Origin of the sequence: Rhizobium sp. TBD182, assembly GCF_001950375.1 — a bacterium.
Classification (GTDB): domain Bacteria; phylum Pseudomonadota; class Alphaproteobacteria; order Rhizobiales; family Rhizobiaceae; genus Agrobacterium; species Agrobacterium tumefaciens.
Map to the genome: position 1 here is coordinate 68,984 of NZ_BDLN01000009.1, position 25,513 is coordinate 94,496.

The following is a 25,513-nucleotide window of genomic DNA, read 5'->3' on the forward strand; positions in this document are numbered from 1 at the left end:
AGGCAATGATTTACCAATCTGCGGGCGGCAAAGGGGATAATTATGCGGGTTCTACTTATTGAAGACGACAGCGCAACAGCGCAGAGCATCGAACTGATGCTCAAGTCGGAAAGTTTTAACGTCTACACGACCGACCTCGGCGAGGAAGGCGTGGACCTCGGTAAACTCTACGATTACGACATTATTCTTCTCGATCTCAACCTGCCCGATATGTCGGGTTACGAGGTCTTGAGAACCTTGCGCCTTTCCAAGGTCAAGACACCCATCCTCATCCTCTCCGGCATGGCCGGTATCGAGGACAAGGTTCGTGGTCTCGGCTTCGGCGCAGACGACTACATGACGAAGCCGTTCCACAAGGACGAGCTTGTTGCCCGTATTCACGCAATCGTCCGCCGTTCCAAGGGCCATGCGCAATCGGTCATCTCCACCGGCGAGCTGATCGTCAATCTCGATGCCAAGACGGTTGAAGTGGGCGGCCAGCGCGTTCACCTGACCGGCAAGGAATATCAGATGCTTGAGCTGCTTTCGCTGCGCAAGGGCACGACGCTGACCAAGGAAATGTTCCTGAACCACCTTTATGGCGGCATGGACGAACCGGAACTGAAGATCATCGACGTCTTCATCTGCAAGCTGCGCAAGAAGCTCGCAAATGCCGCAGGCGGCGCAAACTACATCGAAACCGTCTGGGGCCGCGGTTATGTCCTGCGCGAGCCTGATGGAGCCACGGAATTTCTCGAAACCGCCTGATCCCCTTCAGGATATGGCAGTTTTTAAAAGACCCGCTGGCGACAGCGGGTTTTTTGTTGCGATTTCATGATTGGATAGTGCCATGGACCATTCTATCCCCACCCTCAGAACGGAACGCCTGATTTTGCGCCCGCAGATCATGGCGGATTTCCCCGCCTATCGCGACTTTATGGCGTCAACCCGCTCCATCGGCGTCGGCGGACCATATGACCTGCCGTCAACCTGGGGCGTTTTTTGTCACGATCTCGCCAACTGGCATTTTTTCGGCCACGGGGCGCTGATGATCGAACTTGGCGAAACCGGGCAATGTATCGGCCAGGTCGGCATCAATCACGGCCCGCTATTTCCCGAAAAGGAACTGGGCTGGCTGCTTTATGGCGGCCAGGAAGGCCACGGTTATGCTGCGGAAGCGGCCTCTGCACTGCGCGACTGGGCATTCGAGACCCTGAAATTGCAGACGCTGGTCAGCTATGTCTCGCCGCGCAACAGCAAATCAGCAGCAGTTGCACAGCGCCTCGGCGGTGTTATCGACCCATCGGCACCACGGTCTGATCCTGAAGACCTTGCCTATCGGTATCATCCGCAAAAAGTGACCTGACGGATCGGGACGTCGCGCAACGGTTCACCGAGACGTCCCGAACACCTGTCTTAATGCATTTCCACGTTCAGGAAGCCGACAATCGCCTCCGCGATCTGCCGGTGGATGGCCAGGCGGTCCCTGCCCCCGCCGTCACGGCAGACGAAACCTTCCCCCGGTGAAAGCTCCTCGACGATTTTTTCGCCGTTTGGCTTGCATGTCTGCATGAAGCTGAAATGGCTGGCATCCGGTATTTCGCGATAAACCGTGGTCGCCTTTGGCAGATTGCGGGCGATATATTCCGAATCAGCCTTGATGGCGGCAATCTCGGGCGTTTCCACACCGGCGGCCAGAACCAGAACCGGTACATCGACACGTTTCAGCGTTTCCGGCAGGAAACCGGCAGCCGGGCCAGCGTCGAGCGCAATCACCGCGCGGATGCGAGCATCGCGCAAATCCATCGAAAGGCGTGGATCGGCCTTGCCGCCGTTAGCGATTCCGACCTTGGCCAGCAACCGTGGCGCCTTGCATTGCGGCAGAACCTTCTCCGCATTGCAGTCTTTTAGCGCGAGATCGGCGCTGTAGCGGGCGCCAGTCAGCTCCATGGCGGTCCAGCCTCCGAGAGAATGGCCGATGACCGCGATGCGTGCCCTGTCGATTTTTCCAGCGAGTTGATCGTTATCGAGCAACGCCGTCAACGTTCGGCTGATGTCGCGCGGGCGTTCCCATAACGGCACGATCTCCATCGCATTCTCTTCAGTGAATGATTCGCCCGCGTGATCCGGCGCGGCCACGATATAACCCTGCTGAACAAGCTCACCGGCGATCCAGTTCAGATTGCGCCAGCTTCCGCCAAATCCGTGTGACAGCAACACCAAAGGACGGGAACCGGCCAGAAACGACGCATCAGGTTGAACCTCGAGACCATAAAAGGCAGCGTTTTCGCCCACTGTCTCAGTTTTTCCCGATGGTGCGGACGGATACCACAATGACAGGTTCAGCATTCGCGTGCCCGAATCATCGGGCAATTCCAGCTGTCTGAAACCAATGGCGTTCTCCGCCATCACTGGCGCAGCGGTGGAGAGGATGGCGATGGCAACCACAAGAAAATAGCGCATGTGAAGCTCCAAAAATTGATCTTGGATCAACCCTTGGTTCAAACCGCCACCGTCCGAGACCTCGAACAGGTTTCAGGACGCCCTGAAACGCGATTGAGACGACACGGTGGGAATGCGCAGTACTAAACCCCCACCACCCGCTCGAAAAGCCGGATGGGATTGCCCCGGAATGTCGAATCGCGAAACAGGCGGAAGCCGAAACGGGCGGCGATGACGAGCGAGGGGGTGTTGAGTGGATCAATCATGCAGACGGTCCGCTGCGAAATTCCGCTGCGATCAAACCACCCTGTTGCCGCCGCCACCGCCTCGGTCGCGACGCCCTTGCCGTTCAGATCAGCATCGATTTTCCACATCGCTTCTGGCACGCCATCGAAATCGGTGCCGTTTCCACGGCGCATATGGGCAAAGCCCACCTCGCCGACGATACGCCCGGAGCTTGCCTCCTCCACGACAAAGGGACCGAAGCCGAAGACCGACCAATGGCCGATGAAGCGCAAAAGACGGGCAAAGGCGATTTCGGGGTCCAGCGGCGTAATCGATGTGACCCCTTCGATGGGCCGGACATCCGCGCTCCAGAACGCACAATAAAGCGCTTCATCCGTGATGGCGTGCGGCCGCAGGACGAGGCGCGCGGTTGTCAGACGTGTCATGAACCTCTTCCCCAAAAGCAAAAAAGGCCGGCGCGTCGGAAAACGCTACCCGGCCCTTTCACAAAACTACCTCTGCAACTGAACGATCACGCGGCAACCGTCTTTGCGGTAAACACGATGCGATCCTCATGCACCTTGTATTCCACGGCCATATCGGCCTCCTCCGCCAGAAGCAGCGTGTAATAGGGCTGCACGGAATGGGCGTCGACCGCCTCTTCCAGCCTGCCTTCGTAGATCTCGGCGAATTTGGCCGGAATGCGCATCATCTTGCCCTTGACGGTGATTTCGAATTTGGCGTCACCCTCCGGATCTTCCAGCACCACATCCACATTACCCCCGCGCGGGATCGCGCTGTAGGACACGAGAAAGAGGTTGAGCAAAAGTTTGACACGATTTTTCGCGACGATGGCGCGCGGGCCGTTCCAGGTCACTTCGGCCTTCTTTTCGGCGGCAGCGAAATCCTTGGCGGCTTTTTCAGCCTCGCCGGTATCGATCGAAGCGCCAGCGGAGCCGGACGCGCCGAAAGCAAGGCGGGCGAACTTCAGCCGCACGGATGCGTTAAGAGCGGATGTGCGGATGAGATCCAGCGCATCGTCATCGGTGCCGCCCTCGTCCAGCAACTCGAGGCCGTTATTGATGGCGCCGACAGGAGAGATCACGTCATGGCACACACGACTGCACAGAAGAGCTGCCAGATCGGGACCGGACAGCGTGATATTGAGTTTGCTCGTCATAAAATTCTCTCCTGCGCAAGGGAGGCGCGGACGGTGTGGAAATTGTTAAGCCATAATGACACCATATTTGGTAAACCGATTGTTAATAGGATGGTTTCAAAATGCCAAATGCCTTAACAGGCCACCCTGGAGCGCCCTGCGTCCGTTCGGACGTATAAAGGATGCTCTGGAACTTTGAATCTTCGCATGGGCCCTGCCGAAAATCGATTCGGATTTTCGGGCTGATGCACCAACGAACAGACGGACGGACATGACGATGCGCCTTACGAAAACCCGCACCATTGCACGCCTCGGACTGGGAAAGATTTTTGCGCTCCTTGCCAGCCTTTTGATGTGGGCCGCACCGGCCTCGGCCCAGAACAGCGATCAATATTCTTTTCAGGAAGTCGTGGATGCAGGCCACGGATTCTTCGGTGAAACCACCGGCGGCCTCGCCAAGGTGGTAGAACGCGCCTTCCAGCAATACGGTCTTCCGAACGGTTATATTCTGGGGCAGGAAGGCTCCGGCGCTTTCGTCGCGGGCCTCACCTATGGCGAAGGCACGCTTTATACCAAGAATGCCGGCCAGCATCCCGTCTTCTGGCAAGGCCCGTCGCTCGGCCTCGATTACGGCGGCCAAGGCACCCGCGCCATGATGCTGGTCTACAATCTGCCTTCGGTCGATTCGCTTTATCGCCGTTACGGCGGCGTCAGCGGCTCGGCCTTCATCGTCGCCGGCGTCGGCATGACCTATCTGAAAAGCAGCGATGTCACGCTGGCACCCATTCGCACCGGCATCGGCGCGCGCCTCGGCATCAATGTCGGCTACCTGAAGCTTACCCAGGAACCGACCTGGAACCCCTTCTGACGCTGAGATGGGGAGGCACTCTTGCGGCTCCCCGCGCAATTGCCTTGGCGACACCCCTCCCAACGGTTGCAATAATAGCGTAACGTGCTCTCGCGCTCCTCTTTCCGAATGCGCGCGTATCTGAGTTTCGGAGACTGTCTCGCGTGATTGAATATGCCATTCTTTTCGGATTGGGTTTTCTCACCGCTACCCTGCTGGCCTTGCTGATCGCGCCCGCGATCCATCGCCGCATCGTTGCCTATACGGAAAACCGGCTGCGCGCGACAATGCCCATCAGCCCCCAGGAAGTTCGCGCCCAGAAGGACATGGCACGCGCGCTCTATGCCGCCGAAAACGCCAAGGTTCGTCAGGAACTGGACACCGAACGGGAAAAGAACACCTCGCTCCGCCTCGCCAACGAGGCAGCATCCAGCGATGCCTATCGCCTCGGCGAGCAGAACCGCGGCCTTTTGCTGAAAATCGAGGAATTGACGCTGGAAATCGGCGAATTGCGAGGCGCCCTCGACGCCAGCGAGGAACGCGCGAGCGCAATACAGGCAAACCTTCTGGAGCAGGAACAGGCCGCAAATGCGCGTGCCGGCCAGATGTCTGAGATCACCGCTCGCCTCACCAATCTGACCCGCGAGCTGGATGATTCGAAAATCCTCGCCGCCACCCGCGATCTGGAGGCCGAGCAGGCAAAACAGACCGCCTCGCGTTTCCGCAAGGAGGGCGAAACGGCGACCCGCGAATTGCAGGATGTCGCTGCCCGCAACAAGGAGGCCATGACGGCGGTTGCGCGCGAAAGCCGCAAGGTCACCCGGCTGGAAGAACAGATCGCCAGTGTCATGGCAAAAAATGCCGATCTCGACACCATGCTGACCCTGCGCAATCAGGAGGTTGCCCGCCTGAAGGAACAGCTTGCCGCAACCGGCGGCCGCGCCGACGACATGATCATCCGTCTGCCCAACCCCGCCGTACTGAACGGGGAAACCGCAAGCCAGCCGCAAAAGGCGCCCGTCCTGCCCGAAATCGCGCCCGTGGTTGCGGCAGACACTGCACCGGCCTCAACCGCCCTCGAACCGGCAGTGCCGCCGCCGGAAGGTCTGGAGCAGGAGATCGAGGATATCCGCAATCAGGGAACGGCACTCACCGAACGCCTGCTGAATGTGCGCGGCACCGGCAACGACGAACCGATCCGTCGCGAAATCGCCCGCATCGCCGCCAAGATGATCGCGCTCACCGCAGCGCAGGAGGGCGAGAAATCGCCGATCCCGGGGCTGCTTGCGAAGGCCAGCGCCTCGACCGGCCGTGAGAGCCTTGCGAAGCGGGCGAGTGTGTTGATGGAGAAGCGGAAGGGTTGATATTCCCTTCGGTGGGTGTGGTTTACCCCCCTCTGTCCTGCCGGACATCTCCCCCCCAAGGAGGGAGATCGGCAAGAAGCTTTACGTCACTTCATTCGCAAACATCGAGATGGCCGAGACCTAGCCTCAGGTCGATCTCCCCCCTTGTGGGGGAGATGTCCGGCAGGACAGAGGGGGGTGAGCGGCATTCGTCACGAGTAACATCGCGAAGACCTAAACCCGCCCTATCGCCCCCGCCATCTGATAAAGCGCCAGCCCCGAAGCCGTCCCCGCATTCAAACTGTCCAATTGCGGCGACTGCGCAATCCGGGCGGTATGGAACCGAGACAGTACCGATTGCGGCAACCCCTCACCTTCCGTGCCGATGACCAGCGCCATGCGCTCCGAACGTGGAATATCGCGAATCTCGGTCTCGCCATTCGGCGAAAGGCTCCAGATCGCAAAACCGGCCTGCGAAAGCCGCTCCAGCATCTGCACCGCACCACCGCCGCGATGATAGGGAACCGAGAGAACGGAACCGACGGACACCCGGAGCGCCTTGCGATAGAGCGGATCGCATGAAGTCCCGTCCAGAAACACCGCATCGGCATAAAAGGCCGCGGCGTTGCGGAACATCGCACCCAGATTGTCGTGGTTGGAAATGCCGCAGCCCACCAGCACCAGCGACGAGGCGGGAAGCGCGTCCGTCAACCCGTCCAGCGTAATGTCACGCACCCGGCGGCCGAGCGCCAGAATGCCGCGATGCAGGTGAAAACCGACAATGCAATCCAGCACCGGCGCTTCCGCCACATAGACCGGCACATCGGGTGGAAAATCGGCAAGGATATCCGCGACGCCGGAAAGCCGGTTCTTGAGGATGAGAATGCTTTCCGCCGCAAAGGCACCACCCGCCTTGTGGGCGGCGGCCAGCATGCGCAACACAACCGTGCCTTCCGCGATGAAACGGCCCTGGCGACCGGTGAGATCACGCTCGCGAATATCGCGAAAGGCGGCAATGCGCGGATCGGCCGGGTCTTCGACCGGGATCAGAGCCCGACCGTCCAGAAGCGCATGCGCGCCCGCCGGATCAATATCCTCACTGGGCATCGACCGTCACATCGGCGAGAAACCGGCCGGCCGCGACGTTGAAGACCAGCGCCTTGCGGGTGCCGTTGGCAAGCTTGCCGTAAAACAGCACGTCACCGCCGGAATAGCTGACATTGTCGATTGTAAAGCCCTGCGGCAGGCTGGCGGTCACGGCAAGCGGTCCGTTGCCGGTGGGAACCGCCAGATTTTGCGGTACGCTCTGCGTTACAACGGTTTTCGATGGTCCTACCGCCTTGTAGACAACCGCGCCGAACACAGCCATAAGGCTGATGAACATCACGGAGCCCGACACGATCTGCAAACGGATCATCTTGCGGCGAACTTTATCCATGGCCGGATCAAGCGGCTTGTCTTCCTGTTCGTCTTGCTCGATGTGCGTCATCGGGTTCCCTAGAATGCTGATTGATCGGAAAAATAAGAATGAACGACCCCTTTAAACAAGGCGGAGACGCAAGGAAAGTCCTGATTGCCGGCGAAGACGCCGAAGGCCGCATCGATGTGTGGCTGGCGGGCGAAGTTGGCGGCGATCTGTCGCGCAGCCGCCTGAAAGCCCTGATCGAGCAGGGTGCCGTTTTATTGAACGGCACGCCGGTGACCGAGCCGAAAAAGAAGGTGCACCCGCACGACCGCGTCGAGATCGTCATGCCGGAGCCGGAAGACCCCGAACCCAAGGGCGAGGATATCCCGCTCGATGTGGAATATGAGGACGACGACCTGATCGTGCTCGTCAAACCCGCCGGTCTCGTCGTGCATCCCGGCGCCGGCAACTGGACCGGAACGCTGGTCAACGCCCTCATATATCATTGCGGCGACAGCCTCTCCGGCATTGGCGGCGTGAAGCGCCCCGGCATCGTGCATCGGCTGGACAAGGAAACCTCCGGCGTCATGGTCGTGGCGAAAAACGACAATGCACACCGCCATCTCGCCGCGCAATTTGCCGATCACGGCCGCACCGGCCCGCTGGAACGCGCCTACAAGGCCGTCGTCTGGGGCCGACCGCGCACGCTGCGCGGCACCATTGACGCCGCACTCGGCCGCGGCGCCGACCGCACCAAACGCGCCGTCAAGCGCGAGGACACGGACGATGCCCGCGAGGCGATAACCCATTACGAGGTTATGGAACGTTTCCATGAAAAGGCGGATGCGTCCTGCCTCGCCTCGATGGTGGAGTGCCGCCTGGAAACCGGCCGCACCCATCAGATCCGCGTGCACATGGCCCATATCGGCCATCCGCTGATCGGCGACCCCGAATATGGCGCGGCCTTCCGCACCAAGGCGAACCTGCTTGAGGAACCGGCAAGAAGCACCGTCAACCGCTTTCCGCGACAGGCGCTGCATGCCTATCTCCTGGCCTTCGAACACCCCCGCACCGGCGAGGTGATGGAATTCGAAACAGACATGCCTGATGATATGGAAGAACTGCTCATCGCCCTGCGGAGCTGAAAATGCCGCACGGCGAGGTCAAAAAAACCACGCCGTGCATCTTGCCGGAAGCCACGGAAAATAAAAAGAGATTAGCGGATAGCGATATTCCCCACATGGTCTTTCTTGTAGACCGCCCCAATTCCGCTTCAATCGTCGCACCTCTTCAAACCCCGGAAAGCTTGAAATCGTCACCGCGAATGCCGTGGCCGGACCTCTGGCTTGCCGAAAGACAGACGTTGCAAGTAACGCCGTTTTATCCGCAGAGCTGAACGGAACCGGCATGACGACGGGATCTATCGCGCATGAACACCGATGAACGCCAGTTTATCTTTCAGGGATTACGAAGCGTCGAAGGCTATATCGACCCACCCGACGCGCTTGTCTTCAAGGCGCTGCTGCAGGCGCAGACAAGGGACGGCCTGAAGGGCGGCATGGCGGAGATCGGCGTCTATTATGGCCGCTCCTATTTTCTGCTGCGCAAATTCGCACAGCCGCAGGAAAAGGTTCTGGGCGTCGACCTGTTCGAACTCGACCCACCCTCGGACGGAAGCCTCGACCAATATGACCGCCTGATGGAAAACGGCAGGCGGTTGGGTTTTGCGATGGATGAGGACTTGATCATCAAGGGCGACAGCACCCGGCTCGCACCCACAGATATTACGTCGCGGACTGGTCCCGTCAGGTTCTTCAGCATTGACGGCGGGCACCACCTGCACCATGTGCTGGCGGACGCGAAACTGGCGCTGGAGGTGATCGCCCCGCACGGCGTCATCGTCTTCGACGATACCTTCAATCCCGCATGGCCGGAAGTGACCGTTGGCGTCGCCGATTTTCTGCGCACCCACGGCCACAGCCTCGCCTGCTTCGCCATGACGAAATACAAGACCTATGTCTGCCGCCGTGAATTTCACGCTGTCTACGCGGACGCGATTGCCTCTGGCCCCGACTTGCAGACACTCGATCATGTCGAAACGGAGTTTCTCGGCTCCCGGGTCGTTCGCCTGCACAACCCCACCCGCCGGCGGGTCATGTATGAGTTGATGGTGCGCTCCGGTCTCGGTGGTTTTTCGGAACGAATTTACCGTTCGAAAGTTAAACAGGTCAAAGAAGGTGTCGCCGGGACATAACGCATGTGTGAACGCTGTGTTCGCTTGAAACGCGGCGGGTGCATACATATTTGTTACGTGGGTTCGTGCGGGGTCGGTAACGACCCGCCACTAGCGGTGTGCCTTGGGCGAGTAATCGCCAATCGATGAGGGTGCCGTTCCAGACCATAGATAAGGGGGTGCTTTATGGCCCGCAATAGTTTGCCTACAATTACGGCCGGCGAAGCCGGTCTCAATAGATATCTCGACGAAATCCGTAAATTCCCGATGCTGGAGCCGCAGGAAGAGTACATGCTTGGCAAGCGTTACGCCGAGCATGGCGACCGCGACGCCGCTCACAAGCTCGTCACCAGCCACCTGCGCCTTGTTGCCAAGATTGCCATGGGTTACCGCGGTTACGGCCTGCCGATTGGCGAAGTCGTGTCCGAAGGCAATGTCGGCCTGATGCAGGCGGTGAAGAAGTTTGATCCGGAACGCGGTTTCCGTCTGGCCACCTACGCCATGTGGTGGATCAAGGCTTCGATCCAGGAATATATCCTGCGTTCGTGGTCGCTGGTGAAGATGGGTACGACTGCCAACCAGAAACGCCTGTTCTTCAACCTGCGCCGGCTGAAAGGCCGTATCCAGGCGATCGACGATGGCGATCTGAAGCCGGAACACGTCAAGGAAATCGCCACCAAGCTGCAGGTTTCCGAGGAAGAAGTGATCTCGATGAACCGCCGCCTGCATGGCGACGCATCGCTGAATGCGCCCATCAAGGCATCCGAAGGCGAATCCGGCCAATGGCAGGACTGGCTGGTGGACGACCATGAAAGCCAGGAAGCCGTGCTGATCGAGCAGGACGAGCTGGAAACCCGCCGCCGCATGCTGGCCAAGGCCATGGGCGTGCTGAACGATCGTGAACGCCGCATCTTCGAGGCCCGCCGCCTTGCCGAAGACCCGGTAACGCTGGAAGAACTCTCATCCGAGTTCGATATCAGCCGCGAACGCGTGCGCCAGATCGAGGTTCGCGCCTTCGAGAAGGTTCAGGAAGCGGTCCAGAAGGAAGCCCTCGAAGCCGCCCGCGCGCTGCGCGTGGTGGATGCGTAAGGCTCGGTCTTTTTAAGAGGGTGGGGCTGAACTTATCGGCTACGTCATCTTCGGGCCTGTCCCGAGGATGAGGTCGGAGTAATTGGCTCAACTGCCATCCCCTCTCACTCCCCTTGATGTCCGGCGTGACGAAAGAGTGAGATTCTTTGCCAGGAAATTTCTTAGCCCGCAGATCGCGAGATCTGCGGGCTTTTTATTTGCAAGACATAAGGAAGAAATGAGGGGACCGGCTTTAGCCGATCCCCCACACAAATCACTGACCGGTCGCGGGCTTTGCAGCCGCCCATTCGCGTAGCGCCGTGTCGAAGGCGGCGATGCCGTCATTGCCCTTTTGCAAGGTCAGAAGCGCACGGCGGCCGTTGCGGTAGGAAACCGGGATGTCGATCCAGTTGCGGCTCTTCAACAGCTCCAGATTGGTCTTCATCGCATCCGGGAAGTCGTTAAGCGCGATCATGTGGAAATCGTCGGTGATCTTGGCCGGAACCGCGATCAGGGCGTTACCACGATCCTGCTCCGTGCTCTTCATCGCGATACGCTGGACGCTGTCGATCGCGCCGCCTTCGAAGCCGGGCGAAACCGAGAAGACGATCTCGATCAGATGGCTTGCCGGAAGCGAAGGATCGGTGTTGCGCTTGAAGGTGATGAGCGCGCTGAGGCCACGTCCTGGAACCGTGATCTGGCCCTGCACCGTTGCGGACGGACGACCCTCATTGTCGTTCTCCTGCTGCAAGGACCAGGAAACGCTGCCCTGAATGGCGGTGGGAACCGTCTGGCCCAGCACTTCCTCGTAGAGGAACATGCGGTCGCCCGTGGCGGCAGCGGCCGCAGCAGGCGGCTGTGCCGGCGGCGTACCAGCCGGAGTACCCGCAGCCGTATTGGCCGGAGCCTCGCCCGCAGGTGGCGGCGCGACATTCTGCTCATAGACCGACTGCCCTTCCGCCGTGACGGGCTGGCCATTGGCGCCCTGCGCCGGCCCGTCATCGCGCTCGGTCCCGTCGGCCAGAAGCCGCTGGGTGAACTTGGTGCCGGTGACGGACCCGTCATCGGCATGCGGCTGCGCCTGATGGTTGGTGGGGCTTGTCGTCGGCTGCTGCCCGCTGGCGGGCGGCTGCTGGGCAGCTGGCGGTGTGGATGTCGGCGTCTGCGCCGTATTGGCTGGAGGCGTCTGGGTGCCGCCATCCTTCTGTGCCGATTGCACCAGGCCACCGACCATGTCGTTCAGCGCATCACGGTTCAACCAGAGCGCATAACCACCACCGGCAAGAAGCCCGGCGCCCACAAGCGCAAGTACCAGCGAGGCATAATTCCGGCGCGGCTTCTTCTTGACCATGTAAGCGGGCGTCGCGGCACCAGCACCGAGAGCGGGCATTTCGTTCGTCGTTGCCCGGCTGGAAGATGACGCACCGTCATAACCGATCAGCTCGTCCAGATCGTCCCAGGGCGTGCGCTCCTTGTTGTCCTTGGAGGCACGGTCATCGAAGGGATCGTTATCGGCGCGCGGCAACGCAGGCGTGGCCTTCGGCGGGATCGCGAGATCCGTGTCCTCGAAATAGGACGAGAAGTCCTCGACGACGGCAGCCTTCTTCGGGGCCGCGTCTTCGGTCTGCCGGGGTTCGGAAAAATCGTCGTGCCCGCCAAAAATCGGATCGTGATCGGCAGCAGCGCGGTAACCGGCAGGCTCGTTCCCGTCGCGCCGCTCCGGCTCGAAGCTGACATCCGGGGCCTGATAGTGCTGCGCGGAATAACCGGCGACGGCGGAATGGTCGTCCCTCTCGTGGCGCACTTCGGCCTCGGCAGCCGGGCGAACATCCTCGTCCTGCGCTTCTTCGAGCTTGCGCCAGTCATCCTCGTCAACCGGCTGCGCCCAATGGGGCGGCACGGAATCATCGGCATGGGGGGCCGCCGCTTCAGGCGCGATATCGTCAACGCGCTCGTCCTCCGGCTGATAGGCCGGCTCTTCATGCGCGCGGGTGAAATAGGTACCGGCTTCCTCGTGAGGACCGGCTTCATGAACCGGCGCGACACGGGCCGGTTCGGGTGCGTCGTAAAGCTCCTCCGGCTCACGCGCGCCGTAATGCTGCTCGTCATGCGGGATTAAAGCGGCGACGGGTTCCTCGGGGAGAGGCTCCTCTTCGCGGGCCGGTTCTTCATAAACCGGCTCTGGCTGGACAGGATAAACCGGCTCCGAATGTGCGGGCACAACCGGAGCAGGCTCTTCCTCCACCGGCTCGTACCGCTCGGCGGCATGAACGGCAGGCTCTTCGGCAACGTCCTGCGGATGATAGACAGCATCCGCCTCTTCCGCCACGGGGGAGAAAGCATCATCCTCCTCCAGTGCCGGCAAGGCCTCGGCATATTCGCTGTCCACCTCGGCTATGGCGGCGTCCAGCTTGGCGATCTGCCGGCGCAACAATTCTTCCGGCGGACGTGGCTTCATATTCTCGAGCTGGCGCACAACCGCACTGCGCGCCTTGTCGTAAACCTTCGCCCGGTTTTCGGGAGTATTGTTCGCCAAGCCATCCACGGCCTTGCGAATGACTGCTACAAAATCCGCCATAAGCACTTTCTCGTCGTGACCGGCGACGTACCGGCCCGATATGGTTTATGAATCTAGATCGCCGAGGACATTAGTCCTCAAACGGATCAGTCACAAGTATGGTGTCGTCACGCTCCGGACTTGTCGACAGAAGCGCGACAGGCGCCCCGATCAGTTCTTCCACCTGACGGACATATTTAATTGCCTGAGCAGGCAAATCCGCCCATTTTCGGGCGCCGACGGTAGATTCTTTCCAGCCTTCCAGCGTGACATAGATCGGCTCGACACGAGCCTGCGCACCCTGGCTTGCGGGAAGATGATCGATTTCCTGCCCGTCGAGCTTGTAACCGACGCAGATTTTCAGCTCGTCCAGACCGTCGAGAACGTCAAGCTTGGTGAGCGCGATGCCGGTGATGCCGTTGGTGGCGACCGACTGGCGCACCAGCGCTGCGTCAAACCAGCCACAACGACGCTTGCGGCCGGTGACAGTGCCGAACTCATGGCCCTTTTCGCCCAGGAACTGGCCGATTTCGTCATGCAGCTCGGTCGGGAAAGGACCTTCGCCAACGCGGGTCGTATAGGCTTTGGTGATGCCGAGAATATACCCCAGCGAACCCGGACCCATGCCCGAACCGGCAGCGGCCTGACCGGCAACCGTGTTGGAAGAGGTGACATAGGGGTATGTGCCGTGGTCGATATCGAGCAGCGAGCCCTGCGCGCCTTCGAACAGGATGCGCGCACCGGCGCGGCGCTTCTTGTCGAGCAGCAGCCATACGGTTTCGCTGAACGGCAGGATGCGTTCTGCAACCGAGCTCAACTCTTCCATGATGGTTTCATGCGAAACTTCAGCAGCGCCGAAGCCGCGACGCAGCGCATTGTGATGCGTCAGGATGCGATCGACCTTGGCGGACAGCGCCTCCATGTCGGCCAGATCCATGACGCGGATGGCGCGGCGGCCGACCTTGTCTTCGTAGGCCGGGCCGATGCCGCGGCGCGTGGTGCCGATCTTGGTGCCGCTGTTGGAGGCGGCGTCTTCGCGCATGCCATCAAGTTCGCGGTGCAGGGAAAGAATGAGCGTGGCATTGTCTGCAATGCGCAGGTTTTCCGGCGTAACCTTTACGCCCTGCACTTCCAGACGGCCGATTTCAGCGATCAGCGCATGCGGATCGACCACGACGCCGTTGCCGATGACGGCGAGCTTGCCCGGACGCACGACGCCGGAAGGAAGAAGCGAAAGCTTGTAGCTGATGCCATCGATGACAAGAGTATGGCCGGCATTGTGGCCGCCCTGATACCGCACGACGACATCTGCCCGCTCGGACAGCCAGTCGACAATCTTGCCTTTGCCTTCGTCGCCCCACTGCGAGCCGACCACCACAACATTCGTCATTTCTTGCTTTCCTGCTCATGGCGCTTGCGCGCCCGATAACCCGATGGGAAACCCAAACCCGCGAATGTATACTGCGTTGTTTTACGGAAAGCGACCCTGTTTCTTATGGTGAATTTTGCTTTTTCCGTGACAAAACGTCGAATTCCGCATTATCTCGCCCCGTGGGGGGACAAGCGCGGACACAAGGCCGCTATTCACCCCTTAGCCTTTTCCCGCCCCTTGAAGAAGCGAAACATCAGCGTGCCTTCGAAAGCCTATCTCGCCCTCATCATCGCCACGCTCTGCTGGGGTGGCAATACCGTTGCCGGAAAGCTCGCCGTCGGCCACATCAGCCCCATGGCGTTTACCTTCCTGCGCTGGGTTTTGGCCGTCGCCATCATCTTCGCCATTTCCGTGCCGCAGCTCATCAAGGACTGGCCGGTGGTGAAAAAACGCCTGCCTTACTTCTTCGTGCTCGGCAGTATCGGTTACACCGCCTTCAACGTCTTTCTTTATACCGCGCTTCAGCACACCTCCGCCATCAATGCCGCCGTCATCCAGGCCGGCATTCCCATGGTCATATTCGTGCTGAACTTCATCCTGTTCCGCACCCGTGTGCTGTTCGGCCAGATCGCCGGTTTCTGTCTCACCATTGCCGGCGTGGCGCTTCTCGCCTCGCATGGTGATCCGGTCTCGCTGCTGCAACTGGAGATGAATGCCGGCGACGCCATCATGCTGCTGGCGGTGCTGGTCTATGCCATCTACACCGTCATCCTGCGCTGGAAACCAATTGTGGACTGGCGCACGCTGATGGCGATCCCAGCCTTTTTCGCCCTCCTCACCTCAGTCCCGCTGGTCTTTTGGGAAATCTCACGCGACAACGTCGTCTGGCCCGATCAGAGGGGTTGGGTGCTGGTGGTCTATGCCGCCATCTTCGCGTCGCTCATCGCCCAGATCCTGTACATCAAGGGCGTGGAGCAGATCGGCGCCAATCGCGCCGGTCTTTTCATCAACCTCGTCCCCGTCTTCGGCACGCTTCTCTCCGTCATCGTCCTCAGCGAAACCCTGCATCCCTACCAGATCGCGGCGCTGGTGATGGCGCTGGCCGGCATTGCCGTGGCGGAACGAAAAAAATCGCCGGCTTCCTGATCCCGTAAGGGTCTGGAAAACCGGCGCAGTCTGGCAGGCATGAAAAGTTCGGGTTAGAGCGCGGTTTCGCGCTCAACCGGAGAGAAAGCGGCGTTGCCGAGCACGATATCGCCCTTGTCGGTGGTGACAACAAGCACCTTTTCGAGCGATCCGTCATCATCAAGCAAAAAGGCAAGGCGCAGTGCTGCGGAAGACCAGCCGGCACCGGCCAGTGCCGTGCGCTTGATCGCGGCACAATCGCCACAATCATTGGCGCTTACCGAAGGCGTTGCCGGAACATCGGCTGAAAAGCCGGAGAAATAATCATCGAGTGCGCCCATGGTGGCGTTCACATCGCGGTTGACGCGCAGCAGTTCATCGCGGCGTTCGCCGGTCAGCGGCGCGGCAATCGTCGAAACGCATTGGCCGGCGGACAGAACGCAGCCATCAAAACCGCCGGGCGCCGAAATACCGATCTGTGTTACGGCGCTCTTTTCGGCTGCGGCAAAGCTGCGGGCAAAACCGGCGGCACCAGCCGCATCGGCATGAGTGGACATGGAAGCAATAGCAATTCCGCAGATGGCGGCAGCGATAATCTTCTTCAGCATTTTCATACCCCGTTTGACGATCCGCCGGCTTGTGCCGGTCTCGATTTCTGTTTTCCGCAGCGGCCCCGTCCTTGCAGGTTGTCCGCTCCTTGTCTGTGATCCCACAATGGCACAACACTGTTTTCAGCCGCTTTAAGCCGATTGCTACAATTTTATCGGTTTTCATTTTTGTACAGGGGGCAGGCTCTCCGGAAACATAGCCCGCGCCCGTCGCCCCGAAACCGAGGCAACGCTTAGAAGCGATAAAGGGGCCGCATCGCTGCGGGAGTATCAAATGGTGTAGTAGGGTTTTGCAGACGATGCGGCCCCGGCTTCAACATGTGACCCGCCCGCCAAACCGGTTCCTGTTTGGAGGATGAGCACATGCCGGCCGCCTCAACCGTGACATCGGGAAACTCCCCGGTTTTGGCCGCCTGCCCCGCCCACCTTGCGCCGCGCGCACGCTGGATGACCGGTATGGGATAAGCATAAGCGGCTTTGTGAGACCGGGGATGTGCGGGGATGCCGGCAATGCCATTTCCGGAAAAAAACGCCACTCACCCCATGGTTTTGCCGCATCCCGGACACAGGAATTTTCAGCGGGTTAACAGGCGCTTGATCGGCGGCATTTGAATTAACCTTGTCTTAAAACCCGACGTTAATGGTTAGCAATTTAAGAATAGCGGAACGAAAGGGTTCCGCGATGCGTGGCGTGTTTGCCGTTGTTTTACTGATGACTGTTCTGGCCGGTTGCGCAACCGCACCGTCGCAGGTCACCAATGCCTGTGCGATTTTCGAGCAGCGGAACGGCCTCTTCAACAATTGGCGACGTGACGCGAGGGCAGCCGAAAGGGAGTTCGGCGTGCCGGTGCCGGTGATGATGGCAACGATCTACACCGAATCTGCCTTCCGCCCCTATGCCCGCCCGCCGCGCACCAAACTCTTCGGCTTCATTCCCTGGACGCGCCAGTCCACCGCTTACGGTTATGCCCAGGCGCTGGACGGTACATGGGAAGTCTACAAGCGCGAAACCGGCCGCTGGTCGGCAAGCCGCACGGATTTCACCGACGCGATCCATTTCGTCGGCTGGTATCACGCCAAGAGCCGCCGCGAAAACGGCATTGCGCTGAACGATCCCTATAACCTCTACCTCGCTTATTATTCCGGCCATGCCGGTTACGCCAAGGGAAGCTGGCGCAACAATTCCGCCGTTCAGAAAGCCGCCCGCCGCTCCGCAAACATGGCCCTGCGTTACGAGGCGCAGTTGCAGCAATGCGGATATCGCTGAGGCGAGTGTAGCAGTATCGTTCTGCCTGGATGCGATGCGGAAAGGCGGATCACCTACCCTCACCGTCACCCCGGACTAGATCCGGCATGCCGGTGAGGAAGGAGGCCGGGCAGAAAGCTACTCTCCATAAGGCGCTAGAAACTCCCGCACCGCCTCGATCTCGTTCGAACGGATTTCATGCCCGCCCGGATGCCACACCGTTTTCACCGTGCCGCCCTGCGCTTCAAGGCTCTTTTCCAGCGCCTTCGTCAGCGGCACCGGGCAGATGGGATCGCGTTCTCCGGCCGTGATCAGCACCCGGCGCGAGGATTTGGCCGCAGCCGCCTGCGGCTCGAACGGGATGAGCGGATGCATCAGCACGGCGGCATCAAAAAGCTCCGGCTGTTCGATCAGCACATTTGCGAGAATATTCGCGCCGTTGGAAAAACCGAGACCGATAACCGGACCAGCCTGATAGTGCTCCCGGTTGGCTTTGACGAAATCCGCCAACTTGGCTGTTGCCCGCTCTAGATCGGCCATGTCGTAAACGCCCTCACCCGTGCGCCGGAAAAACCGCGCAGCGCCATGTTCGGCGACATCGCCGAGCGGCGAGACAATCGTGGCATTCGGCAACAGGCCCGAGCCGAAATCGAAGAACTGGTTTTCATCACCGCCGGTGCCGTGCAGCACGACGAAAAGCGGTGCACCCGCAACGCCGGCACGGGATTTGTGGAAATATGTGTCTTTGGTCATTGGATAATCCTTTCTGAAAGGAGAAATTCAGCGATACCGAACTCACTCTGCCGCAAGGCATTGGGCATCACATGTCGAGCGAGAGGTTTCAGCGTGTCGTCTTCTCCCCGGACGGGGAGAAGAAAAGAGTGGCAAACGTCCTGCCAAAGGATGGCCAGGTCCGATAGGGTTAAACCGCCTTCTCGTCACCCAGCGGCTCCAGCTGCTTTTCCAGCTGGGCGCGCAGATGCGCGTGCTGGGTCGGCAGCTTCAGCGCCTCGCCGAGATGCGCCGTATCCTCATCGCGGTCGAAACCGGGCTCGTTGGTGGCCACTTCGAACAGCACGCCGCCGGGCGTGCGGAAATAGATCGCCCAGAAATAATCGCGGTCGATCACCGGGGTCACCTGATAGCCCGTATCCATCAGCGCCTTGCGGACTTCGAGCTGCTTTTCGCGGTTTTCGACCGCAAAGGCGATGTGGTGCACCGAACCCGCGCCGAGGCGCGCGCCGGAGATGTTCGGCATGGTTTCGATGTCGATGACATCAGCACCGTTGCCGCCGGGCATGCCGAGACGCAGCACGCCATCCTGGCGGTCCACTTCCTCATACCCCATGAACTTCAAAAGCTCGGCGGTCGCACCTTCGTCACGAAGGCGCAAGGAGGCGCCCTGAAAACCGTGGATCGCCTGATCCGCACTGACCCCATTGCCGGTCCACTGTGCACGGGCATCATCCTTGACCTCGACCAGCGCAAAACCATCACCATCGGGACCTGCAAAATGCAGGCGCTTGTTGCCGAATGCCTCGTCAGCCTTCAGACCGTCCACGCCCGCCTTGGAAAGACGATCCTGCCAGTAGCCGAGCGAGCCTTCCGGGACGGAAAACAGCGTTGTGCCCACTTCGCCGGTGCCGGGACGACCACGGGCAATGTGCGGGAACGGAAAATAGGTCATGACGGAGCCGGGCGTGCCGACCTCATCGCCATAATAGAGATGGTAGACATCCGGTGCATCGAAATTGACCGTCTTCTTCACCCGGCGCAGGCCGAGCGTATCGGTGAAAAAGTCGTTGTTCTGGCGCGCACTACCGGCCATGGAGGTGACGTGGTGCAGGCCCTTGATCTGGTTCAACATGATAAACCCCTTTTCGCCTTGGCGGCCCGTCAATCGGGCCAGCCGTGTTCATGGCGTGAAGATGGGGTAAGAAGTGCTGCAGGCATAGACCGGCAACAGGAACGGATTGTTCCCGATTGGTGAACGATAAAACCGACTGTTCAACCCAGTCGATAGAGGCATGCCTCAATGATCGTCGGCGAGGCCCATGCTCCAGTAACCGACGGCGCGCAGCGATGCCTTGGGGAAGGCGATCTCATCAGTGAGGAAGGATTTCGCCGCCCTCGCCTCGGACTTCTCGCAGGCGACGAAAACATGCAGGCCGTCATGCTCGCCCGTCCAGGCATGGCCGCGCAACGCCTGTTCGATAAGGCCCGATGTGCCGGCGGGCTTGCCGCGACGATAAAGCCATGTCCATTCGACATTGGCGGCGCAGACGATCTCCTGCCGTTCCGCCTCGTTGTCGATCTCGGCATAGACGCTGAGCGTCTTGCCAACAGGCATTTCCGCCGCCATGCGCAGCATCACCGGCAGCGCGGTCTCGTCGCCGGCAAAGACGTAACGCTCCGCTTCCGGGCAAGTGCCGCTCGGACCGATGATGCCGAGAACGTCGCCCGGCTTTGCCGTCGCGCCAAAATTTGCGCCCGGCATGTCATCGCCCTCATGCATGACGAAATCGATATCCACCTCACCGCGGCCGACATCGCCGGAGCGGATGGTATAGACGCGCCGCGTCAGAAGATCGTCGCCCGCCGGCCAGACGATCGCGCCGGTGGGCGCGAGGTAAGGCCAGACCGCAGCGCGCGCCTGATCGGGAACGAGCAGCAGGCGAACATGCATGCCGCCGGTGACAAGCCTTTCAATACCGCTTTCGACGGACACCACGAGACGGCGCATATGCGGCGTCAGATTATAGGCGCGGGCAACCTTGCCGACGAAGAGATTGGGTAGCTCGCGCTGATAGGCGCCGTGTCCGCTCCAACGGAAATCGAGTCCCGTCTTGCCGGAAAACTCAACGATATGCTCAGCCACCATGGCCTTGACCGACGTCAATATATGTTCCGAAACGCAGCTTACCCGGGCGGCGAACTGGCCACCTTCGGCGCTGAAGCTGCCATGGCCATATTCCGCCTTGAAACGCACCGTCGTCCCTTCCCGCTCCATCTCCATATGCTCCGAAAAATGATCCTCGAAAGCATCGACGATCGATGCGGGATCGGGCAGCGAGACAGAGGTTTCTGCAGACAGGAGAGACACGGGCACAAATCCTTCACTTTGTAGTCGAGTATTCTTAAACCGGACCCGACTGCGCTGTAAAGATGTTTGCTGCACTCCCCGTCATGCCCGTCTTGAGCCGGCATGACGGGGAGGCTGGAAGGTTGCTTAAGCAGTTTCCGGCAATTGCCAGTCGATAGGCTCACGGCTATGGGATACCAGGAAGGCGTTTGCCTTGGAAAAATGGCCATTGCCGAAAAAGCCGTTATGGGCCGAAAGCGGCGAAGGGTGCGGCGAGCGCAGCACGAGGTGTTTTTTCTGGTCCACGAAAGCCGCCTTCTTCTGGGCATAGGAGCCCCAGAGCAGGAACACCACATGCTCGCATTCGTCATTGACGGCGCGGATGACGGCATCGGTGAACTTTTCCCAGCCCTGCCCCTGATGCGAGGCAGCGCGCGATTCTTCCACCGTCAGCACGCTGTTGAGCAAAAGCACGCCCTGTTTCGCCCAGCTTTCCAGAAAACCGTGACTGACGGGGCGGATGCCCAGATCGCTCTGCAATTCCTTGTAGATATTGACGAGCGAGGGCGGAATGCGCACGCCGGGCTGCACCGAAAAGCAAAGCCCATGTGCCTGGCCAACCCCATGATAGGGGTCCTGCCCCAGAATGACGACCTTGACCCTGTCGAGCGGGGTCAGATCCAGCGCCCGGAAATATTCGGCACCCTTGGGAAAGATGTGCTTGCCAGCAGTTTTCTCGGCAAGCAGGAAATCTTTGAGCTTCTGCATGTAGGGGCTGGCGAATTCGGTGGAAAGAACACGTTTCCAGCTGTCTTCGAGTTTGACGCCTGCCTCTGCCATGTTGTGCCTCTTTGTTACTTGAACCGGTTGCCGCGCTGCAGCACTTCGATCTTGTAGCCATCCGGATCGCAAATGAAGAAATATTTCGCGAAAGGCTGACCTTTATGGTCGGCTTCGATGATCTTGCCCGGAGACAGGCCAAGCTCGATGAAACGCTGATGTTCGGCATCCACATCGGCAACGCTGACCGCGAGATGGCCGTAGCCGTCACCCAGCGCATAGGGCACTTCGCGACCCCGGTTGACAGTCAGCTCCAGCTCGAAATCGCCTTCGGCATTGCTGAGATAGATCAGCGTGAAATTTTCGAACTCGGCACGTTCCGCAATCTCAAGCCCGAAAGCCTGCTTGTAAAACTCCACCGAACGCTTTTCTTCCAGCACCCGGACCATCGAGTGGATCAGCTTGGCCATGGTGTTTTCCTTCTGCTTCTTATCTCGTCGTCGTCCGGTTGTGCTCCGGACATTGCGGACCAAGGGGATAAAGACAGAGTGCCGTGCTTTCAACCCTAAAGACGGATTAAGGAGCAGGGGAAACCGCCCGATCACGGCAAATGTGATGGCGAAACAGTTGGCGCATGACCTGGACACGCGGGCTTTCCGGTCAAAATGGCCCTCACATTTCGCCCCGCCGCTCTATCCTGAGTAGAGAACTCATGATACCGGCATATCCATGCGCCTTCTGTACCTCTGTCTTGGCTGGCTTATGGTCGCGACCGGCATCGTCGGCGCGTTTCTTCCCGTTTTGCCCACCACGCCATTTCTGCTGCTGGCGCTCTGGTGCTTTTCCCGCTCATCACCGAAACTCGAGGCATGGCTTCTGACCCACCCCCGATTCGGCCCGTCGCTTCGGCAATGGCGCGAACGCGGCGCAATTGCCCGCAAGGCGAAGATTGCGGCCCTGTCGGCCATGTGTGCGAGTTATGCCGCCTTCTGGTTCCTGAGCGACCCGCCGGCTCTGCGCGCGGCAATCGTTGCCGCCGTCATGCTCGGCTCTGCACTCTTCATCGTCACCCGGCCGGAAAGCTGAAGCGACATCACCTTCAGAGCCTTGTCGCATTTCCTGACGGAAAACCGGGCTCCACTTTTCCTGGAAATGCTCTAGCGATGCCTCGACTGCGGCAGCACATAAGGAATATGCCGCGCCGGCAGACGTCCGACGACGCCGCCAATGCCATAGACCCTTGCAATCGTCTCGTCGCTGATCGTGTCCAGCGATGGACCGCTCGCCGTTACCCGACCGCCATGCATGACGATAAGTTGATCGGCAAATTCTGCCGCAAGGTTGAGATCGTGCAGGATGGCAAGCACGAGACCGCCGCCAATAGCGAAATCCCGCGCCGTTTCCAGCACCGCGATCTGGTGGCCGATATCGAGACTGGCCGTTGGCTCATCGAGAAAGAGAGCCCGCACCTCGCCGTTTTCCACGGGATGCGGCACCTGGGCGAGAGCGCGGGCAAATTGCACGCGCTGCTGCTCGCCGCCAGACAGCATGTTGTAGGAGCGCTGCTCGAACCCGCGAAGCCCGGCCCTGGCGAGCGCCCGGCGGGCCTGCTCTTCCGGCGCGCGCGACCCTTGCGCGACAGCGCCCATGCGCACGATTTCGAGCGCGGTGAAAGGAAAGGCAAGCTGGGTATGCTGCGGCAGCACGGCGCGGATGCGCGCAAGTTGAACCGGCGTAAACAACGGCAGGGCAACATCATTATAGGTCACTGAACCGGCCTCGGCGCGCATCTCGCCGGACAGAACCTTCATCAGCGTCGATTTGCCGGCACCGTTCGGACCGATAATGACATTGACCTTGCCGGGCTTCAGATCGACGCAGACCTCGTCGAGCAGACGGCGGCCGGAGCGGATGAGGGTGAGGTTTTCGGCCCGGATCATGACATGTTCCGCATGGAAAATCCGCCGCGGCCGAGCAGCAGGAACAGGAACACCGGTGCGCCGATCAGCGCGGTGACCACGCCGATGGGCAATTCCGCCGGTGCCGCTACCGTGCGGGCAAAACTGTCGGCGAGAAGCAGAAGTGCGGCCCCGCCAAGTGCAGAGGCCGGCAGCAGGAAGCGGTGCGATGGACCAATGGCAAGCCGCAGCAGATGCGGCACGACGATCCCGACAAAACCGATGGAGCCGGCAGCCGCCACGCTTGCCCCGCAGGCAGCGGCAACGGCCAGAATGACGACTCGCTTCAGCCGCTGCACGGGAATGCCCATGTGAAAGGCCGCCGCATCGCCAAGGATCAGCGCATCCAGGCCCCTTGCGACAAAGGGAATGATGGCGAGCACGACGACGATGAAGGGCAAGGTGGCGAGAACCTTGGCAGGGGTGGCCCCACCAAGCGAACCGAGAGACCAGAAGGTGATGTCGCGGAGCGCCCGGTCATCGGCCACAAAAATCATCAGGCCGGTCAGCGCACCGCTAATCGCCGCAACCGCAATGCCGGCCAGAATAAGCGTCGTCGTGGAGGTGGCGCCATCCCTTGTGGCAATGACGTAAAGCAGCCAGGTGTTCAAAAGCCCGCCGAAAAACGCCATCAGCGGCAGAAAATGCGGGCCGAAAAATACGGCGACGGTTGCGAGCGCACCTTCCCCAAGAGAGATTGCCGCAACCGCAAAAAGTGCTGCACCCGAGGTGACACCGACAATGCCGGGATCGGCCAGCGGATTGCGGAAAAGACCCTGCATCATGGCGCCCGAGACGCCAAGCCCAGCACCGATCAACATGCCGAGCGCCGTGCGCGGCAGTCGCACCGCCTCGAGAATGACTTTATCACGCGCATCGAGTTGATCCGCGCTGCCAGTCAGATAGGCCCAGAGTTCGGAAATGCCCACACCCGTGGGTCCGCTGACGAGCGACACGCCGCAGGCAAACAGCAGGATGCCAACGAGCGCGGCAAGGGTAACAACCCCCTGACGGGATCTGTCACCGGCAACCCTGCCCTCCGTGGAACTCAAGGCAGCAAGGCTCACGGCTTCACCACATCAGGGTAGAGCTTGTGCGCCAGTTCACGACCGGCGGCGGGCGTGCGCGGGCCAAAACCGATGAGGTAAAGCCCGTCCATGCTGATCAGCGCCTTCTCCGCAGCAGCCGGCGTGGACTGGAACGCGGGCAGCGCGAAAATCTCATCCGCCTTGCCGGCATGGTCACCGCGCGCCATGGTCAGCACCACATCGGGCGCGGAGGCGATGACCGCCTCATCCGTCAACGGCTTGTACCCGCTGATTTCCTGCGCGGCATTGATGCCGCCGGCCATTTCGATGATCGCCGCCGCTTCGGTGCCCTTGCCCGCCGCCATGATGCGACCGCCCGCGCTGGAGAGCACGAAGAGCACACGCTTCCTGTTCTTTTCCGGCACGGCTGAGACGTCCTTGGCGAGCACATCAAGCCCGGCTTTGGTTTCCGCGGCCAATGCCTTTGCCTTGTCGGCAAGACCAACTGCCGCACCGACATCTTCGATCTTCCTGGGGATGGCGTCGCCGCTCGGCGGGGTATCGACGGTGACGAAAGGCACCGCACTGGCCTTGAGGATGGCAACGACATCCGCCGGGCCGGACCCGTCTTCAGACAGGATGAGATCGGGCTTCTGCGACAGAATGCCCTCCGACGAGAGCGCCCGCATATAGCCGATATCGGGCTTGGACAGCACGTCCGCCGGATAGCTGCTGGTGCTGTCACGCGCAACTATGCGGTCGCTCGCGCCAAGCGCATAAAGGATTTCCGTTACCGTACCGCCGACTGCAACGATGCGTTTCGCCTCCGGATTGCCCTTGTCCGAAGCTCTAGCTCCGGGCGCGGTAACGGCGATGACGGCGGGCACGAGGGCGGCGAAAACGAACGAGCGAAGGCTTAAATTCAACATGACGCTATCCTGAAACACAAGCTGGCACGGGCGGATACGGGATTGCCCATCTTATTTAACTTGAGTTATTTGCACATGTTTATAGAAGGCGCAATCGATAAGTGGAGTAAAATTGTTCGCTTTATCG

27 protein-coding genes are annotated in these 25,513 nt (G+C 60.3%); 11 read left to right on the forward strand and 16 right to left on the reverse strand.

Translation table 11 applies throughout. The annotated features are described in order from the left end of the window. The first annotated feature begins 42 nt into the window (after nt 1–42). Both ctrA and T18_RS21705 read left to right on the forward strand, forming a co-directional pair. Nucleotides 43–747, forward strand: coding sequence for a response regulator transcription factor CtrA (gene ctrA, locus T18_RS21700; protein WP_003491823.1), 705 nt, complete (start codon nt 43–45; stop codon nt 745–747). Between the two features lie 82 nt (nt 748–829). After that, nucleotides 830–1,345 carry a GNAT family N-acetyltransferase gene (locus T18_RS21705; RefSeq protein ID WP_038492047.1) on the forward strand — a complete coding sequence of 172 codons (516 nt, stop codon included), beginning with the start codon at nt 830–832 and terminating at the stop codon, nt 1,343–1,345. A 50-nt stretch (nt 1,346–1,395) separates the two neighbouring features. Here T18_RS21705 and T18_RS21710 read toward each other — a convergent pair whose 3' ends face one another. The 3 genes from T18_RS21710 to chpT form a co-directional block, all read right to left on the reverse strand. Next, a complete protein-coding gene (locus T18_RS21710) occupies nt 1,396–2,442 on the reverse strand; it encodes an alpha/beta hydrolase family protein (protein ID WP_038492051.1) in 1,047 nt (348 codons plus the stop codon). 122 nt (nt 2,443–2,564) lie between these two features. Beyond that, nucleotides 2,565–3,092 (reverse strand): GNAT family N-acetyltransferase, encoded by a 528-nt coding sequence (locus T18_RS21715; protein WP_013636733.1) that lies wholly within the window; start codon nt 3,090–3,092, stop codon nt 2,565–2,567. 86 nt (nt 3,093–3,178) lie between these two features. Beyond that, on the reverse strand, nt 3,179–3,826 hold the full coding sequence (gene chpT / locus T18_RS21720; protein WP_003513974.1) for a histidine phosphotransferase ChpT: 648 nt from the start codon (nt 3,824–3,826) through the stop codon (nt 3,179–3,181). Nucleotides 3,827–4,076: 250 nt separating this feature from the next. Here chpT and T18_RS21725 point away from each other — a divergent pair, with 250 nt between their 5' ends. Together T18_RS21725 and T18_RS21730 are read left to right on the forward strand one after the other, a co-directional pair. Continuing rightward, a complete protein-coding gene (locus tag T18_RS21725; protein WP_003513975.1) occupies nt 4,077–4,673 on the forward strand; it encodes a DUF1134 domain-containing protein in 597 nt (198 codons plus the stop codon). 143 nt (nt 4,674–4,816) lie between these two features. Continuing rightward, nucleotides 4,817–6,016 (forward strand): hypothetical protein, encoded by a 1,200-nt coding sequence (locus T18_RS21730; protein ID WP_038492054.1) that lies wholly within the window; start codon nt 4,817–4,819, stop codon nt 6,014–6,016. A gap of 213 nt (nt 6,017–6,229) precedes the next feature. On the opposite strand, the gene T18_RS21735 is transcribed toward T18_RS21730, so the two are convergent. Both T18_RS21735 and T18_RS21740 read right to left on the reverse strand, forming a co-directional pair. Beyond that, nucleotides 6,230–7,102, reverse strand: coding sequence for a TrmH family RNA methyltransferase (locus tag T18_RS21735; protein WP_038492057.1), 873 nt, complete (start codon nt 7,100–7,102; stop codon nt 6,230–6,232). Continuing rightward, a complete protein-coding gene (locus tag T18_RS21740; protein ID WP_038492060.1) occupies nt 7,092–7,484 on the reverse strand; it encodes a hypothetical protein in 393 nt (130 codons plus the stop codon). The genes T18_RS21735 and T18_RS21740 overlap by 11 nt, the downstream gene beginning before the upstream one ends. A gap of 38 nt (nt 7,485–7,522) precedes the next feature. Between T18_RS21740 and T18_RS21745 the strand changes: the two genes are divergently transcribed. From T18_RS21745 to rpoH, 4 genes are all read left to right on the forward strand, one after another. Next, the gene (locus T18_RS21745) at nt 7,523–8,545 is read left to right on the forward strand and encodes an RluA family pseudouridine synthase (protein WP_003513979.1); all 1,023 of its coding nucleotides are present in this window, start codon (nt 7,523–7,525) and stop codon (nt 8,543–8,545) included. A gap of 2 nt (nt 8,546–8,547) precedes the next feature. Then, on the forward strand, nt 8,548–8,796 hold the full coding sequence (locus tag T18_RS21750; protein ID WP_038492062.1) for a hypothetical protein: 249 nt from the start codon (nt 8,548–8,550) through the stop codon (nt 8,794–8,796). A 33-nt stretch (nt 8,797–8,829) separates the two neighbouring features. Beyond that, nucleotides 8,830–9,654: a class I SAM-dependent methyltransferase gene (locus T18_RS21755; RefSeq protein WP_025594353.1), complete on the forward strand. Its 825-nt coding sequence runs from the start codon at nt 8,830–8,832 to the stop codon at nt 9,652–9,654. 165 nt (nt 9,655–9,819) lie between these two features. After that, nucleotides 9,820–10,722, forward strand: coding sequence for an RNA polymerase sigma factor RpoH (gene rpoH / locus T18_RS21760; RefSeq protein WP_003491840.1), 903 nt, complete (start codon nt 9,820–9,822; stop codon nt 10,720–10,722). 253 nt (nt 10,723–10,975) lie between these two features. On the opposite strand, the gene T18_RS21765 is transcribed toward rpoH, so the two are convergent. Next, complete coding sequence (locus T18_RS21765) at nt 10,976–13,279, reverse strand: hypothetical protein (protein ID WP_038492066.1); 2,304 nt, start codon at nt 13,277–13,279, stop codon at nt 10,976–10,978. A 70-nt stretch (nt 13,280–13,349) separates the two neighbouring features. Then, on the reverse strand, nt 13,350–14,648 hold the full coding sequence (locus T18_RS21770) for an adenylosuccinate synthase (protein WP_003513983.1): 1,299 nt from the start codon (nt 14,646–14,648) through the stop codon (nt 13,350–13,352). Nucleotides 14,649–14,888: 240 nt separating this feature from the next. Here T18_RS21770 and T18_RS21775 point away from each other — a divergent pair, with 240 nt between their 5' ends. Further along, nucleotides 14,889–15,776, forward strand: a complete 888-nt coding sequence (locus tag T18_RS21775) for a DMT family transporter (protein ID WP_013636740.1) — start codon at nt 14,889–14,891, stop codon at nt 15,774–15,776. 53 nt (nt 15,777–15,829) lie between these two features. Here T18_RS21775 and T18_RS21780 read toward each other — a convergent pair whose 3' ends face one another. Next, complete coding sequence (locus T18_RS21780; RefSeq protein ID WP_013636741.1) at nt 15,830–16,363, reverse strand: transglutaminase-like cysteine peptidase; 534 nt, start codon at nt 16,361–16,363, stop codon at nt 15,830–15,832. A gap of 682 nt (nt 16,364–17,045) precedes the next feature. On the opposite strand from T18_RS21780, the gene T18_RS21785 reads away from it, so the two are divergent. After that, nucleotides 17,046–17,630: a transglycosylase SLT domain-containing protein gene (locus T18_RS21785; protein WP_013636743.1), complete on the forward strand. Its 585-nt coding sequence runs from the start codon at nt 17,046–17,048 to the stop codon at nt 17,628–17,630. 117 nt (nt 17,631–17,747) lie between these two features. Here T18_RS21785 and T18_RS21790 read toward each other — a convergent pair whose 3' ends face one another. The 5 genes from T18_RS21790 to T18_RS21810 all read right to left on the reverse strand — a co-directional run bounded on the left by T18_RS21790 (nt 17,748) and on the right by T18_RS21810 (nt 21,941). Next, nucleotides 17,748–18,362, reverse strand: coding sequence for an alpha/beta hydrolase (locus tag T18_RS21790; RefSeq protein WP_038492068.1), 615 nt, complete (start codon nt 18,360–18,362; stop codon nt 17,748–17,750). Between the two features lie 169 nt (nt 18,363–18,531). Further along, nucleotides 18,532–19,476 carry a VOC family protein gene (locus T18_RS21795; protein ID WP_038492070.1) on the reverse strand — a complete coding sequence of 315 codons (945 nt, stop codon included), beginning with the start codon at nt 19,474–19,476 and terminating at the stop codon, nt 18,532–18,534. A 165-nt stretch (nt 19,477–19,641) separates the two neighbouring features. Continuing rightward, nucleotides 19,642–20,718: a siderophore-interacting protein gene (locus T18_RS21800; RefSeq protein WP_038492073.1), complete on the reverse strand. Its 1,077-nt coding sequence runs from the start codon at nt 20,716–20,718 to the stop codon at nt 19,642–19,644. A 120-nt stretch (nt 20,719–20,838) separates the two neighbouring features. Further along, on the reverse strand, nt 20,839–21,531 hold the full coding sequence (ung, locus tag T18_RS21805) for a uracil-DNA glycosylase (protein WP_038492076.1): 693 nt from the start codon (nt 21,529–21,531) through the stop codon (nt 20,839–20,841). A gap of 14 nt (nt 21,532–21,545) precedes the next feature. Then, nucleotides 21,546–21,941, reverse strand: a complete 396-nt coding sequence (locus tag T18_RS21810) for a VOC family protein (RefSeq protein ID WP_003514001.1) — start codon at nt 21,939–21,941, stop codon at nt 21,546–21,548. Between the two features lie 259 nt (nt 21,942–22,200). Here T18_RS21810 and T18_RS21815 point away from each other — a divergent pair, with 259 nt between their 5' ends. Then, a complete protein-coding gene (locus T18_RS21815) occupies nt 22,201–22,557 on the forward strand; it encodes a YbaN family protein (RefSeq protein WP_003514002.1) in 357 nt (118 codons plus the stop codon). Nucleotides 22,558–22,628: 71 nt separating this feature from the next. Here T18_RS21815 and T18_RS21820 read toward each other — a convergent pair whose 3' ends face one another. The 3 genes from T18_RS21820 to T18_RS21830 are packed head-to-tail and all read right to left on the reverse strand — an operon-like array spanning nt 22,629 to nt 25,386. Next, nucleotides 22,629–23,411 carry a heme ABC transporter ATP-binding protein gene (locus T18_RS21820; RefSeq protein ID WP_038492079.1) on the reverse strand — a complete coding sequence of 261 codons (783 nt, stop codon included), beginning with the start codon at nt 23,409–23,411 and terminating at the stop codon, nt 22,629–22,631. Next, nucleotides 23,408–24,496 (reverse strand): FecCD family ABC transporter permease, encoded by a 1,089-nt coding sequence (locus T18_RS21825; protein WP_038492083.1) that lies wholly within the window; start codon nt 24,494–24,496, stop codon nt 23,408–23,410. Before T18_RS21825 ends, T18_RS21820 begins: the two co-directional genes overlap by 4 nt. After that, nucleotides 24,493–25,386 carry a heme/hemin ABC transporter substrate-binding protein gene (locus T18_RS21830; protein ID WP_038492086.1) on the reverse strand — a complete coding sequence of 298 codons (894 nt, stop codon included), beginning with the start codon at nt 25,384–25,386 and terminating at the stop codon, nt 24,493–24,495. Before T18_RS21830 ends, T18_RS21825 begins: the two co-directional genes overlap by 4 nt. Nucleotides 25,387–25,513 lie beyond the last annotated feature (127 nt).